At 71.3% G+C, this 12,769-nt stretch carries 10 protein-coding genes, 2 tRNA genes and 1 pseudogene; 8 read left to right on the top strand and 5 right to left on the bottom strand.

The genetic code is table 11. The annotated features are described in order from the left end of the window. Positions 1-202: pseudogene (locus CBZ_RS14265) on the bottom strand (hypothetical protein); the annotation flags it as partial. 126 nt (positions 203-328) lie between these two features. Here CBZ_RS14265 and CBZ_RS14260 point away from each other — a divergent pair. Beyond that, positions 329-417 (top strand) — tRNA-Ser (locus CBZ_RS14260). 127 nt (positions 418-544) lie between these two features. Here CBZ_RS14260 and CBZ_RS14255 read toward each other — a convergent pair. Then, positions 545-1,045: a TrmH family RNA methyltransferase gene (locus CBZ_RS14255; protein ID WP_246013407.1), complete on the bottom strand. Its 501-nt coding sequence runs from the start codon at positions 1,043-1,045 to the stop codon at positions 545-547. A 273-nt stretch (positions 1,046-1,318) separates the two neighbouring features. On the opposite strand from CBZ_RS14255, the gene CBZ_RS14250 reads away from it, so the two are divergent. From CBZ_RS14250 to CBZ_RS14235, 4 genes are read left to right on the top strand one after another with little or no spacing between them, the layout of a single operon-like run. Continuing rightward, positions 1,319-1,936 (top strand): hypothetical protein, encoded by a 618-nt coding sequence (locus tag CBZ_RS14250; RefSeq protein WP_130782181.1) that lies wholly within the window; start codon positions 1,319-1,321, stop codon positions 1,934-1,936. Further along, entirely contained in the window at positions 1,929-2,960 is a 1,032-nt protein-coding gene (locus CBZ_RS14245) for a hypothetical protein (RefSeq protein ID WP_130782180.1), read from the top strand. Before CBZ_RS14250 ends, CBZ_RS14245 begins: the two co-directional genes overlap by 8 nt. Further along, a complete protein-coding gene (locus CBZ_RS14240) occupies positions 2,951-3,583 on the top strand; it encodes an ATP-binding cassette domain-containing protein (protein ID WP_130782179.1) in 633 nt (210 codons plus the stop codon). Before CBZ_RS14245 ends, CBZ_RS14240 begins: the two co-directional genes overlap by 10 nt. Next, positions 3,573-4,643, top strand: a complete 1,071-nt coding sequence (locus CBZ_RS14235; RefSeq protein WP_130782178.1) for a hypothetical protein — start codon at positions 3,573-3,575, stop codon at positions 4,641-4,643. Before CBZ_RS14240 ends, CBZ_RS14235 begins: the two co-directional genes overlap by 11 nt. Before the next feature lie 60 nt (positions 4,644-4,703). Here CBZ_RS14235 and nrdG read toward each other — a convergent pair whose 3' ends face one another. The 3 genes from nrdG to CBZ_RS14220 form a co-directional block, all read right to left on the bottom strand. Next, a complete protein-coding gene (gene nrdG / locus CBZ_RS14230; RefSeq protein ID WP_130782177.1) occupies positions 4,704-5,309 on the bottom strand; it encodes an anaerobic ribonucleoside-triphosphate reductase activating protein in 606 nt (201 codons plus the stop codon). Between the two features lie 3 nt (positions 5,310-5,312). Continuing rightward, complete coding sequence (gene nrdD / locus CBZ_RS14225) at positions 5,313-7,235, bottom strand: anaerobic ribonucleoside-triphosphate reductase (protein ID WP_281274891.1); 1,923 nt, start codon at positions 7,233-7,235, stop codon at positions 5,313-5,315. A gap of 581 nt (positions 7,236-7,816) precedes the next feature. Then, positions 7,817-9,061 (bottom strand): low temperature requirement protein A, encoded by a 1,245-nt coding sequence (locus tag CBZ_RS14220; RefSeq protein WP_130782176.1) that lies wholly within the window; start codon positions 9,059-9,061, stop codon positions 7,817-7,819. 108 nt (positions 9,062-9,169) lie between these two features. Here CBZ_RS14220 and CBZ_RS14215 point away from each other — a divergent pair. The 3 genes from CBZ_RS14215 (at position 9,170) to CBZ_RS14205 (ending at position 11,815) form a co-directional block, all read left to right on the top strand. Continuing rightward, a tRNA-Arg gene (locus tag CBZ_RS14215) sits at positions 9,170-9,242 on the top strand. Between the two features lie 219 nt (positions 9,243-9,461). After that, entirely contained in the window at positions 9,462-10,727 is a 1,266-nt protein-coding gene (locus CBZ_RS14210; RefSeq protein WP_130782175.1) for an alpha/beta hydrolase family protein, read from the top strand. Positions 10,728-10,963: 236 nt separating this feature from the next. Further along, positions 10,964-11,815, top strand: coding sequence for a hypothetical protein (locus CBZ_RS14205; RefSeq protein WP_130782174.1), 852 nt, complete (start codon positions 10,964-10,966; stop codon positions 11,813-11,815). Positions 11,816-12,769 lie beyond the last annotated feature (954 nt).

Below are 12,769 nucleotides of genomic sequence, written 5' to 3'. Positions count from 1 at the left end.
CGTCCGCGGCGAGCGACTCGTCGTCGGGGTCCGCGAGGTCGTCGGCCGCCGCGGAGGCCGTCGCGACCGGTGCCGCCGGGCCACCCGCCGCGCCTGCCGTGTCCAGCGGCCCGCACGCGGTGGTCGTCGTGACGGCCAGGACGGCGAGCGCGCCGAGCAGGGCGCGGCGCGGGTGCCGGGGTCGGCGCAGGGTGCTGCTCACGCCGAGAAGTATCGGTGCGCGGACGGGCCCGCTGGACCGTTTCCGCCCGTTCGTCGCCCGGTCGCGCCGCTGGTCAGGGGACGCTTTGCCGCCCGGTCGGCGGGCCAGGTACCCTGTGCTGCACTTGGAGACGTCGCATAGCCAGGTCTAGTGCGCGACCCTGCTAAGGTCGTGAAGGGGCAACCCTTCCGTGGGTTCAAATCCCACCGTCTCCGCTCGCTCTGCTCCAGCTCCAGGTAGTTCGTGCAACTGCCGCTGGTGAGTGTGGTCAACACCCGTCCGAGGTCTCCCTGGGCGGGTGTTGCTGTGTGCGGCGCTGCGAGCCGACGGGGTTCGGGCTCGTCACAGCAAGCCCGCGAGCCGGTACAGGACCAGCGAACCGGCGACCGCGACGTTGAGGCTGGCGCCCGTGCCGATCATGGGGATCTCGACCGCGAGGTCGACGAGGTCGAGGGCCTCGGGCGGGATTCCGGTCTGCTCGTGGCCCAGGACCATGACCGTGCGCTGCCGCGCCGCCGGCAGGTCGCCCAGACGCACGGACTCCTCGGTCAGCTCGACGCCGACGACCATCGAGCCGCGGTCTCGCTGCTTCTCGAGCCAACGCGTGGGGTTGCCTGTCCAGTGCACGCACGCCGGGTGGCGCAGGGTGTTGCCCCGTTCGAGCGCCTCCGGGACCCACGGCAGGCGCGGCACGGCGAGGCAGGCACCCACCGCGTCGCAGGTGCGCAGCAGCGTGCCGAGGTTGACGCCGTGCAGGGGCCACAGCGGCGCGGCGACGAGGTGATCCCAGCACGAATGGGGACGGCGTCGGCGTTCACGCCGGAGGTCGTTCGGGGTGCGCACTCGCACCTGGGGCGTCACGAGCGGAAGAGGGCGGTCCCTCCGAACTCAGCAGTCATGATCGGAACGTGCTTCGCGGCGCACGCGGGCCATCGTCGGGAGCGCACGCATCGTCCCACGGCTACCCGCGCGAACGCGACACAGCGCGGCTCCTCGAGATCGGACTCGCGTCAGCGTTCCGTCAGCGACCGAGACGTACCTTCCGCGACGTCGTCGCTGGCCAGTAACCTCCCGCCAGCACGTCGAGTCGCCGTCCACGACGACAACGAGGACCTCATGTCACGCACTCGCCGCACCCTTCTCGTCGGTGGTCTCATCGCCGTCTGCGCCATCGTCGTCGGATGCTCCGACACCGCCGTCGCCGACCAGGACGCGGCGGTGACCACGGGCGACGCGCCGGCGTTCACGGGCCCCTTCGCGGCGGAGTTCGCAGCGGCTTATGGGTCGGCATCGTCGGACTTCGTCCGCGGAGCGCTCGCCGACGAGCAGATCTCCGACGCCGAGTACGCCGAGATGACCGAGAAGTTCCGCACGTGCCTCGCCGATGCCGGCATCGAGTTCGGCGGGTTCGACGCCACCGGCGCGTACACGACGTCCAACGCGCCAGGAGGCGGTGACACCCACGCGATCGTCAACGAGTGCGTGAGCACCAGCGGGCAGGACGCCATCGGCATGCTCCGCGACGTCATGGCGGTGAACCCGCAGAACCTGGACGTCCCGACGATGATGGCCGAGTGCCTGGTCCGTGAGGGTGCAGTCCCTCCCGGATACCAGGCCGAGGACTACGTCCAGGACAGCAGCGGCCGGTTCGCCGCGCCCTCCAGCCTGTCACCTGAGCTCGTGGACTCGCTCACCGCGTGCTCGGCCGACCCGCTGGACATCCTGGGTGAGTAGGCGGACGGCGCCGACGCGCGTCGGCCTCGCGTTCGTCGGCGCCGCCACCGTCGCCGCACTGGGGTTCGCCACCGGCGCGGCCTACAGCAGCCCCGCGTCACCCCAGGCACTGCAGCCGCCCGCGACGGCGTCGACCTTCCCTGTCAGCCAGACGGCCTTCGACGACGCACGGCCCGTCGCGCTCACAGCGAGCAGGGATGCCGCGACTACCCTCGCCGCCCCCGTGGCGGGCCGCGTGACCCGGTACGACTGCGCTCCTGGCGGCGAGGTCGTCTCTGGAACCTCACCGTTGTCCGTCGACGGCGTCCCCGTGCTCGCCCTGGCGACCGCGACACCGCTGTGGCGCGACCTGAGCATCGGCGACGCGGGCGAAGACGTCTCGGCCCTGCAGCACGAACTGACCCGCCTCGGTCACCCGGTCGGTGCCAGCGGAAAGGTCGACAGGGCGACGCTGCGTGCGTTCGCGGCCGCGCGGACCGCGGCCGGCGCGGCAGCCGAGCCGGCGACCCAGGTCCCGACAGTGCACGTCCTGTGGCTACCTGCCAGCACCGTCGCCGTCGAGGACTGCCCTGCTGCGACAGGGTCCACCGTCGAGGTCGGGGACGAGATCGCCACCGTCCCCGGAACTCTCACGAGCGTGTCCATCGTCGACGTCCCCACCGACCTGCTGCCCGGTCCGCGTCTCCTCACCGTCGACGGGACAGGCGTTCCCGTCGACCCCGCAGCACCCATCACCGACCCCGCCGTCCTCGCCACACTGGCAGGACTGCCGTCGCTTCAACCCGCCGGTGAGGAAACCGAGCCACCGACCGGCCGCCTGGCGCTCACCGATCCGATCGAGGTCTCCGTCGTCCCGCCCGCTTCCGTCGTCGGTGACGGCATCCTGTCGTGCGTCGTCGCCGCCGGTCGCCCACACAACGTGCGTGTCGTGGGCTCCGAGCTCGGGCAGTCCTTCGTCGTCTTCGAGTCGACCGCCCCGAAGGACGTCGACACCGCCCCACGCGGGGACGTCACGTGCGCGTAGACGTCCGCACTCTCGGCCACCAGTTCCCCGACCGGCCGTGGCTGTTCCGAGACCTCGATCTCGTCCTCGTCCCCGGACATGTCTACGCGCTCACAGGGCCGTCCGGCTCAGGCAAGAGCACCCTGCTCGCGCTTCTCGCGGGCTGGCTCGCCCCGCAGGAGGGCACCGTCGAACGCCACGAGATCAGCGACATCAGCTGGGTGTTCCAGAACCCCCACGGCACCCCCCGCCGCACGGCGCTCGACCACGTGGCCCTGCCGTTCCTCGCTCGTGGCGCTCCGGTCCACGAAGCCGAGCAGGACGGACTGAGCCTCCTGGTCCGGTTCGGGCTCGCCGATGTCGCCCACCAGCAGTTCCGCAGGCTCTCCGGAGGCGAAGGGCAGCGACTCATGCTCGCTCGCGCGATCGCAGCCCGACCGCAGCTCCTGCTCGTCGACGAGCCCACCGCACAGCTCGACCTGTCGACGGCGCGCGAGGTGAACGACGCGATCACCCGGCTCGCGTCGCCGCAGACCATCATCGTCATTGCGACGCACGACCCCGAGACGCGCGACTCGTGCACCGACCACGTCGACCTCGCCCACCACCAGCCCGCGTTCCTCCCAGGCACCCGTGCGCGTTGACGCGATCGTGCGCGAGGCCTGGCGCAATGTGACGTCGGGCACGACTCGGGCCGTCACCCTCGTGCTCGTCCTGAGCGCGCTGGGACTGGCCGCCGTCACCGCCGACATCACGGCCGTTGCCGCACTGCAGCGCGAAGCGCGCGAGTTCCAAGCCTCCGGCGGCTCGATCCTCACGGTCACCGCGCCCGGGCACGTCGACGGCCTCCGCTGCGAGCGCTTGGCCGAGGTACCAGGGGTTCGGGCGGCGGGCGCCCTCGCGACGCCAGCCGGAGCGCACGTCACCGCGGTGGCGTTGCCTGGGGCGCCACTTCCTCTCGGGCACGCCACCGTCGGCCTGCTCGCCGTTCTGCGCGCGACGACCGACGGCGGGCCGGGTCTGATCCTGTCCGGCGAGGCGAGCGACGCGCTCGGCGGAGCCGCCGGCTCGACCTTGCGCACGACCGACGGGACGACCAGGGTGTCCGGCGTCTACGAGTACCCCCGCGACGGCAGACGCGACGGGTACGGCTACATGGCGCTGGACGTCGTCCGCGCGACGGGCACCTTCGACGCGTGCTGGGTCGACGCCTGGCCGCAGATCCCCTCGATGCGCTCGCTGCTCCTGACGACCGTCCGAGCGGGCGCCGCGACCAGCGAGACGCCACCAGAGGTCGCGCCTCTCAACCTGTCGAACGGCGTCGAGTTCGACGGGTCCGCGCGCTACGGCGCACGCGTGACGCGGTGGGCAGGCGCAGCCCTCGGGGTCCTGGCCGCCGTCATCGCCTTCGTCGCGCTCCGTGCCCGCCGCGTCGAGCTGTCTTCCGCCCTGCATGACCGGATGTCCCGCGTCGACCTGTGGGCGATCACGTTCACCGAGGCGCTCGCCTGGGTGCTGCCACCGGTCATCGTGACCGCGTCCGTGGGTGTCGCCTACTTCAGCGCTCAGGGCGAGAGTCTCGTCGGCATCCTTCTCGGTGGGAGGGCCGCACTTCCCATCGCGGCAGGGGCTGTCGTCGGAGTGTCGGTCGCGCTGGCGACGACCCGCGAACGCGACCTGTTCCGCTACGCGAAGGACCGCTGACGGGCGGTCAGCGCACCGCTCCCTCGCCTGGACGTGTCGGGGTACGTCGACCTGCTGCCACTAGCGGGCCACCTGCTCGACCGGGGCGTCCGCGTCCCGCACGCCGGCCCGGGGCACGGCGCGACCGGCGGCGAGCGAGGCCGGGACGTCGAGCACGCGCTGGTTGCGGCTGCCCCGGAACGCGAGGGTGAGGTCGCGCTGCGCGAGGTCGAACCGGCCGTCGACGAGCACGTCGACCTCGGCGAGCAGCTCCGCCTTGTCGTCCTGCCCGGCGGCGGCCTCGGCGAGCAGCTCCTCGAACGTGTAGCCGGTCCAGCACCACACGTCCTTGGTACGCCCGTGCTCGGCGCGGAGCCGGCGCACGACGCGCAGGCACACGCCGGTGCCGAGGAACGGCTCGCCGCCCAGCAGGGACAGCCCCTGGACGGCCTCGTGCGCGAGGTCGGCGGCGATCCGGTCGGCGAGCGCGTCGTCGAACGGGTCGCCGTACCGGAACGACCAGGCGGCCTCGTTGAAGCAGCCGGCGCACGCGAACGGGCAGCCGCTCACGTACAGGCTGCATCGCACGCCCTCGCCGTCGACCATGACGAACGGCTTGTAGTCCGCGACGCGGTCCTGGCTCAGCCGGTCGGCCTGCCACTGGCCGGGCCGCGGGTCGCGGCCCACGGCTCAGCCGTCCCGGTCGCCGGCCGTCGGGAGGTCCGATCCCGTGCGGCCCGCGAGGTGCTTGACCCGGGACGAGATCTCGACGTGCCGGCCGTGCACCATGGGCCGCTGCTGCGGGTTGCCGAGGTAGCCGCAGGTGCGCTTGACGACGTCGCACGTGCGCGGGTCGTCGTTGCCGCACGCCGGGCACGTGAACCCGGTCGCGGTGGGCGTGAAGTCGCCCGTGTAGTCGCACCGCAGGCAGTGGTCGATGGGCGTGTTCGTGCCGAGGTAGCCGACGCGGTCGTACGCGTAGTCCCACACGGCCTCGAGCGCCTTGGGGTTCTGCTGCAGGACCGGGTACTCGCAGTAGTGGATGAACCCGCCGGACGACAGCTCGGGGTAGTCCTTCTCGAAGTCGAGCTTCTCGAAGGGAGTCGGCGCCTTGCGGACGTCGTAGTGGAACGAGTTCGTGTAGTAGTCCTTGTCGGTGATGTGCTCGACCGAGCCGAACTTCTTCTTGTCGAGGCGGCAGAACCGGTCGGTCAGGGACTCGCTCGGCGTCGAGTAGACGCTGAACTGGTAGCCGTGCCGCGCCGTCCACTCCTTGGCGCGCGCCGCGAGGGTGCGCAGGACGCGGAGCGTGAACTCCTTCGCCTCGGGGTCCGACTCCCACGCGCCGCCGTAGAACGCCGCCGCGGCCTCGTACAGGCCGATGTAGCCGAGCGAGACGGTCGCGCGGCCGCCCCGGAACAGGGCGTCGACGTCGTCGTCCGGCGCGAGCCGCTGCCCGAACGCCCCGTGCACGTACAGGATCGGCGCGTTGGCCGGGACGGCCTCCTTGCACCGTTCGATGCGGTACAGCATCGCGTCGTGGACGGTCTCGAGCCGCTCGTCGAGCAGGGCCCAGAACGCGTCGAGGTCGCCGCGGGTCTCGAGCGCGATGCGCGGGACGTTGAGGGTGACGACGCCGAGGTTCATCCGGCCCTCGACGACGTCGTTCCCGTCCTCGTCCTGCCACCCCTGCAGGAACGAGCGGCAGCCCATCGGCACCTTGAACGAGCCGGTGAGCTCGACGATCCGGTCGTAGCTGAGGACGTCGGGGTACATGCGCTTCGTCGCGCACTCGACGGCCAGCTGCTTGAGGTCGTAGTTCGGGTCGGCGGGGTCGAGGTTCACGCCGCGGCGCAGCGTGAAGATCAGCTTGGGGAAGATCGCGGTCCGGCGCTCCTTGCCGAGCCCGAGGATGCGGATCTGCAGGATCGCGCGCTGGATCTCCCGCTCGAACCACCCCTCGCCGAGCCCGAAACCGACCGACGTGAACGGCGTCTGCCCGTTCGACGTGAACAGGGTGTTGATCTCGTACTCGAGCGACTGCATCGCGTCGTAGATGTCCTTGCGGGTCTTCTCCTCCGCGAACGCGCGCCGCTGCGCCGGGTCGTCGATCCAGCGCTCGGCGTCCGCGAGGTGCTTGGCGAAGTTCCGCTCGGCGTACGGGGCGAGCAGCTCGTCGATGCGGTTGACGGAGCAGCCGCCGTACTGGCTGGACGACACGTTCGCGATGATCTGCGAGATCTGCGCGGTCGCCGTCTGGATCGACCGCGGCGGGTCGACCTGGGCGTTCCCGATGCGGAAGCCCTCCGACAGCATGGTCCCGAAGTCGATGAGGCAGCAGTTCGTCATCGGCGCGTAGGGGTGGTAGTCGAGGTCGTGGTAGTGGATGTCGCCCTTCGCGTGGGCGTTCGCGACGTGCGCGGGCAGCATCCGCAGGCCGATGGCCTTGCCGACGGCCCCGGCGGTGAGGTCGCGCTGGGTGTTGAAGACGTCGGCGTCCTTGTTGGCGTTCTCGTGGACGACGCTGTGGTCCTTGTTGACGAGCTGGCCGATCGAGTGGTTCACGTCGAGGGCGCGGCTGCGCGCGATGTCGCGCTGGACGCGGTAGTCGATGTAGACGCTGGGACTGCCACATCGCCGGGCACACCTGGTCCGCCCGGGGGGCGTCGGACGGGCGCGACAGGGCGTCGAGCAGCGGTCCGAGGTCGCCCTCGCGGCGGACCTCGTCGACCGTGAGCCCGCCCCGTGACGCGTCCGTCCCGGGCGTCGTCGTATCGGTGAGCGGGGCCGTCGGGGCGTCCGTCGGGACGGTGTCGAGGAGGACGGGCGGCGGTGCCGGCTCCACGACGAGCACCGGCAGCCGGCACTCGACGACCGCGACGGGCGTGAACCCGTCGGGCACGCTTCCCGCGTCCGGCACGGTGCGGCCCGTCGGGGACGTCCCGGTGCCGAGGAGCGCGAGGACCTGGTCGGCGAGGCAGTCGGGGGCGTCGGCGATCCCCGCGGGCGCGACCGGCACGGTCCCTCCGCAGCCGCCGAGAAGCATCACGGCGAGCACGGCAGCGGGGGCGAGGGCGCGCGGCACGTCGGGCCGCCCGGGGGTCGGTCGTCTCATCGGAGCCTCCTGACCTGCCTGTGTGCCGAGGGGGACGGACCTTGCACCCGGCTGCCCGGTCGTCGTCAGGGGCGTGGGATCAGGAGTGCGCCACCGCCGCCTCGCCCTCGCGGTCCCGCGACCGGCGCCCGGCGACCACGTCCGCGACGATCACGGCGAGCAGGACGCCGTTCGCGAGCCAGCTCAGCACGAGCGGCGTGACCGACCCGGCCACCGCGACGAGCGCGAGCGCCGCCGCGACGCCCGCCAGGTGCCACGGCGACCAGCGGCCGCCCGTCGCCCGGCGGAACAGCGCGTTGCCCAGCAGGTAGACGGCGGCCGCGCCGCACATGATCCACGCCGTCCACGGGTCGGTCGTGCCGTGGTGCCCCTCGGGGTGCAGCAGGACGAGCTCGTCCGCCACGGCCGTCAGGACGATCCCGGCGACCAGCAGGAACGGCACGTACGTGTACGCGGTCTGCGCGACCATCCCCGTCTCCGCCCGCGACGCGAAGAACTCCGTCGCGCGCCGCTCCGACCGGTCGAAGAACAGCAGCCACATGAGGACGGTCGACGCGAACGCCGCGAGGAACGCCACGAGCGTCACCGCGTCGACCTCGATCTCGCCGAACGCCGTGCCCGTCACGATGATCGACTCGCCCAGGCTGATGATCATGAAGAGCGACACCCGCTCCGCCATGTGGTCGCCGCGGACCTCCCACGTGGTGGCGTTCGTGCCGCGCATCCCCGGCACCCAGAACATGGCCCGCGGCCCGACGAGGTCGATCAGCGCCGCGAGCCCCCAGAGCACGAGTCGCTGCTCCTCGACGAGCGCCCCCGCGACCCAGAACACGCCCGACACCGACAGCCACACGGTGATCCGCACGAAGTTCATCGCGTTCACCGGCCAGTGCCGGCCCATCGCCCACGTCGTGAAGAGCGTCCGCCCGACCTGGATCGTCACGTACGGCACGGCGAACAGCAGCGCCTTGTCCCCGAACGCGTCCGGGATCGCGCTCGACATGAGCAGCCCCAGCAGCATGAGGACGATGAGCATCGCCCGCACCGGCACGCGGTCCGGGTCGAGCCAGTTCGTCACCCACGTCGTGTCGATCCACAGCCACCAGATCGCCCAGCCGAGGATCAGCGTCTGCAGCAGGTGCTCGCCGTCGGGGTGCGCGATGAGCAGGTGCGACAGCTGCGTCACCGCGAACACGAACACCAGGTCGAAGAACAGCTCCACGTACCCGACGCGGCTGCCGTCGTGGCCGTCGCCGTGCCGCAGCACGTCGGTCCGCATGCCCCACGTGCCGCCGCCGGTGCCCAGCCGTCCGGTGTCCGTCATGGCCGCGATCCTGCCAGCCGACCGCCGACGTGCCGAGGGTCACGCCGCATCCGGTTTGGGGACTGGACGTCCGGACCTGTATCGTTCTGGTCGGCCCGCGAGGGCCATGCGCCCGTAGCTCAATGGATAGAGCATCTGACTACGGATCAGAAGGTTGGGGGTTCGAGTCCCTCCGGGCGCACCGAGCATCATCTGCGTGAGAGCCCCCGTTCCGGGTCACCGGGGCCGGGGGCCTTGCGTTTCCCCCGCGGTGCCGGTCGAGGTGGCCGTGACGCCTGACCTCACCCCGACCGTCCTGACCGTGGACGGGTGCCGCTGCCGCCCGCCAGACTGCGAGCACGAGGCTCGGCCAGGCAGCGGTCGGGTCGACCGCCGGGGGGCTCCGACGATGGCCAAGGACATGGCACGACCCGCACCCGTCTTCGCCGGGCGCTTCGCGAGCAACCCGGACTTCGACTTCGCGGTCCGCGGGACGCTCGGAGGCGTCGCGGGAGGTGGCGCCGACGCCGGCGAGGTCCTCGCGGCGGTCGGCGACGTCAAGGCGAAGGACCACGACGGCTGGTTCGCGGCGTGGAAGGGCCTGGGCGACCGGACCCGGGCGGCCGGTGACGAGGCGGCGGCGTCGGGGCACGCGGTGACCGCGTCCGGCGCGTACCTGCGCGCCGCGAACTACCTGGGTCGGGCGGTGAGCGCCGTCGCGGGCCTCGTGGACGCCGCCGAGCTGCTGCCCACGTTCCGCTCGCACCGCGACGCCTGGGAGCGGTTCACGGAGACGACGGCTGCCCAGGTCGAGCGGGTCGACGTCCCGTACGAGGGGACGACCCTGCCCGGCTGGTTCTTCCGGGCCCCGGCGGCCGACCCGGCGCGGCCCGGTCCCGTGCTCGTCGTCAACCTCGGGTCGGACGAGTCGATCTCGGCGGCCTGGACGAACGTCGGGCCTGACGCCCTGGCGCGGGGCATGCACGTCTTCGTGTTCGACGGACCAGGTCAGCAGTCGATGCTCTTCGAGCACGACGTGCCGTTCCGCCCGGACTGGGAGGCCGTCCTGACGCCCGTCGTCGACGTGCTGGTCGGTCGCGACGACGTCGACCCGGACGCGCTCCTGGTGTGGGGTGTGAGCCAGGCCGGGTACTGGGTCCCGCGCGCGCTCGCGACGGAGCACCGGTTCGCGGCCGCCGTCGCCGACCCGGGAGTCGTCGACGTCTCCACGTCCTGGGAGCGGCACGTGCCGTCGTCGCTCCTCAAGCTGCTCGACCACGGGGAGCGGGAGAAGTTCGACCGCGACATGGCGCTGGGCTTCAAGCTGTCGCCCGAGACCGCGCGGGAGTGGCGGTTCCGTGCCCGCCCCTACGGCGGGACGGGGTACGCCGACGTGCTGGAGAAGGTGCGGGACTACCGGCTCGACGCCGACCTGGGCGCGGCGGTCCGGACGCCGCTGCTCGTCACCGCACCCGACCACGAGCAGTTCTGGCCCGGTCAGTCGGACGCCCTGGTCCAGCTCACCGCCGACGTCTCGACCCTGATGCCGTTCACCGCCGCCGAGGGCGCGGACGTCCACTGCGAGCCGCTCGCGCACCACGTCCGCAACGGCCGCGTCTTCGACTGGCTGGAGGACCGCCTCCGCGCCGTGAATCCGGCCGCGCAGACCGCGGCACGGGCGGTCTGACGGTCGCGCGCGGCTCGGTTGCCGCCAGACTCATGGCAGTCGTCGCAGGTTCCCCGTTGGGGTCGAGGACGCGTTCGCAGGCGGTGCACGGCTGAGCGGTGGCGGGGCAGTCCTCGCAGACGCACGTGCCGGCGCAGTCATGACCCCGAGACGCGGGCACCGCGGACCCTGCGTCCGCACCGCGGGGACGTCACATCTAGATCAACGGTCTCCATGTCGATTTCAGGAGGTGATTCGTGCCGTTGCGTTTCAAGGACGAGCCCGTCGAAGCTGCCTTTTCCGACTTGCTCGTCCTGGCCGCGCGTCGATGGTGCTCGGCCAGCGTCGTCGTCGAGGCGGGTCGCGCCCTTCCTGGTGGGGCGGCTCGCTTTGCGTCGCTGGTCATGCCCGAAAACCAAGGTCCCACTGTTCGGGAGATCGGTGAGGTCCCGACCGGTGCGCATTCCGTTGTCGTCAGGTTCCCGCTGACGATGGAGGTGGTCGCGGCGATTCTTCTGATGGCAGACGGTCCTCTGGGGCTGTATGGGCGCGGATTGCCAGAGAACTTGACAATCTTCGTGCGCAATGGATCGCGATGGTTCTGGAGCGACGGGTCGGACGAGACCTGTGGTTCAGACGTCGACCAGTCCGCGTGGGCTCGAGATGTCGCGGGCTCGACTGCTCTGTCGCGCATCCGCGTGACACCGACGCTAGACAACCTGTTCGACGCTGGCGGGGCCGAGGAGCTGGTGGGCGACCTGGCGTATCCCGACGACCGCGACGGCGACGGTGACCCGCAACGCCTGCGCGTGGCGCTCTTGCTGGACGAGGTGCAGCAGGGGTTTCGCAACCAGACGCCCGACCTCGTGCTTCGATCTCTCGGCGCTGCGGCGCTCGTGCTCGATTCACGGGCCGACCTGCTGGGATCGATCGTCTGGCGACGAACGCGGATGGACCGCGATCGGGTCGCGATCGACGACCTCGTGACGAGCCGAGCAGAACAGACGTTGCGCGACGGTCTGGCGTCCGCGCAGTGGCGAGACGTCTGGCCAGAGGTCGCCGGCCGTGAGGCTGTGCAGTCCGAGCTCGTCCGCCTTCTGGGGATGTGATGATCCTTGCGTAGAAGAACGATGGGGAAATGACTGCCACGGCCGGCGGCCGGGCTCCGCCCGTGCAGGTGCTGGCCGGGGCCATCGCGGCGGTCGGAGGTTCCGTCCCTCGAGGCCGATCCTCGGACCAGGAAATCATCTGCACGTCGAGGTGAGGAAGGACGAGAAGTTGGTCGGTGTCATTCATCCTCGTTTCAGAGGACCCCGCGGTGGATGAAGATTCCGACGTGTACTTTGTGTCGTGGGCCAGCCCGCTGAGAGCGCCCGTGAACTCAGAATGCATCGTCATGGCGGTGTGTCGCACGTCGTCCCGGATGGACGCTGTGCAGCTGTTCCGGGGCAAGTCCCTCAGCGCTTTCACGAGTCGCGACGTGAAGAAGCTCAGCCACAAGGACGTCGCAAGGCTCGATTGTCCTGAAGTGAGTCCCGGTGAGGTGCTGGTCCGCGATGCGTTCGGGAAAGGCCCGTGGGAACCCGCGCGATAGCCTCGATCGTTCTCGGCGACGGCTGAACGGATCCGGGAGTCACGACGCTCGTGGGCTTGTGTTCCGACGCGGATCCGGATGTCCAGGACTGGGCCACCTTCGCCCTCGCGGGTCTCACGGTCGGCAGCCCGGGGATCCGTGATGCGCTGCTGGACGTGGCACGAGGTGCAGCCGCTGGACCGGCCGCCGCTCAAGCTGCCGACGCCCTGGCGAGCCGGGGACACCGCAGGGTGCTGCCGGTGCCTGTGCACGCGCTCGCGCGTGATGATGTCGCGGACACGTGGGTGCGAGCTGCCGCGAGGATGCCCGACCCGATGCTGGCGCCCGTGCTCGAGCGGCTTGCTTCGACCGGGTGGGCGGACCGTGTTGCGAGGGACGGAGACGGGGCTCCGATGGTGCAGGTGCCGGCCGCGGCCATCGCGGCGGTCGGAGGTTCCGTTCCTCGAGGCCGATCCTCGGACTAGGTGGG

This window comes from Cellulomonas biazotea, assembly GCF_004306155.1.
GTDB lineage: Bacteria > Actinomycetota > Actinomycetes > Actinomycetales > Cellulomonadaceae > Cellulomonas > Cellulomonas biazotea.
The sequence above is the reverse complement of the archived record's forward strand: the minus strand, read 5'-3'. Positions and strand labels throughout refer to the sequence as shown.

What these genes read in the sequence shown, in the direction of transcription:
- CBZ_RS14210 (WP_130782175.1), top strand. Translation starts at nt 9,462, where the DNA reads ATGGCACGACCCGCACCCGTCTTCGCCGGGCGCTTCGCGAGCAACCCG.
- CBZ_RS14250 (WP_130782181.1), top strand. Translation starts at nt 1,319, where the DNA reads ATGTCACGCACTCGCCGCACCCTTCTCGTCGGTGGTCTCATCGCCGTC.
- CBZ_RS14220 (WP_130782176.1), bottom strand. Translation starts at nt 9,061, where the DNA reads ATGACGGACACCGGACGGCTGGGCACCGGCGGCGGCACGTGGGGCATG.